Source organism: Pedobacter sp. 10L46_2 (assembly GCF_056395165.1).
Genome location: NZ_JBFTIZ010000546.1, coordinates 1 through 1,123, shown reverse-complemented (window position 1 = coordinate 1,123; position 1,123 = coordinate 1). Strand labels below are relative to the sequence as shown.

General features: G+C 39.6%; 1 protein-coding gene and 1 pseudogene. Both read left to right on the top strand.

What is annotated here, in order from left to right:
- Positions 1-449 (top strand): annotated as a pseudogene (locus tag AC1DDX_RS27680) (hypothetical protein); the annotation flags it as partial.
- The coding region (locus tag AC1DDX_RS27675; protein WP_477623070.1) for a vWA domain-containing protein at positions 436-1,123 on the top strand (688 nt) is incomplete at its 3' end. The pseudogene AC1DDX_RS27680 and the gene AC1DDX_RS27675, both read left to right, overlap by 14 nt.

Here is a 1,123-nt window from a genome sequence, read left to right as displayed (position 1 = left end):
TTGCAGGGGTGATCTATTACCTATGGCAGAAAAGGAAGAACAAACCGGTTAAGGTGGAGGTTAAGCCATTGGTACCTGCAGATGTAACCGCATTAAATAAGCTAGCCGTTTTAAGAGATAAAAAATTATGGCAGCAGGATGAGGTTAAACAATACCATATTGAACTTACTGATATATTGAGAGAGTATCTTGAAAAACGCTATCATGTTAAGGCACTTGAGCAAACCTCTGAAGAGATTTTTGCAGGTTTAAGACATATGGAAATTACGGATCAAAACAGGAGTAAATTACGTCAGATATTAATGCTGGCCGATCTTGTGAAGTTTGCTAAAGGGATGCCTTTAAACGCAGAAAACGAGCAAAGTATCGAGAATGCAATCAGTTTTGTGACCAACACTAAAGAGATTAATCAATTACCCGATAATAAAGCGCAAAATGAAACTGTTTAGTGGAATCGAATTTGCTAATCCAGGGTTTTTCTGGTTACTACTGCTGGTACCTTTAATGATTGCCTGGTACATCTGGCGCAATAAGAAGCTTCAGGGTACAATGCGCATATCGTCTGTTAAGGCCTTTATGGGTGTAAAGAAAAGCGGCTATGGTGTTTTACGGCATTATAGCATTGCATTGAAATCATTAGCCCTTATTGCAATAATTATTGGCCTGGCCAGACCCCAGAGTGCATTAAGTTGGCAAAATACAACAACAGAAGGAATAGATATTGTTATTGCTACTGATATTTCCGGAAGTATGCTTTCTGAAGATTTAAAGCCAAACAGGCTGGAGGCAGGAAAAAATATTGCTATAGACTTTATAAAAGACAGGCCCGATGACCGGATAGGTCTTGTGGTATTTAGCGGCGAAAGTTTTACGCAGTGCCCGCTTACCATTGATCATGATGTATTAATTAACTTATTTAAAGGAATTAATAATGGAATGATTGAAGATGGTACGGCGATAGGAATGGGCCTTGCAACAGCTGTTAATCGCTTAAAAGATAGCGAGGCAAAAAGTAAGGTGGTTATTTTGCTTACGGATGGCTCTAATACGGGTGGTTCAATACCTCCGGTAACTGCTGCCGAAATTGCCAAGCAAATGAACGTGCGTGTTTATACAGTTGGGG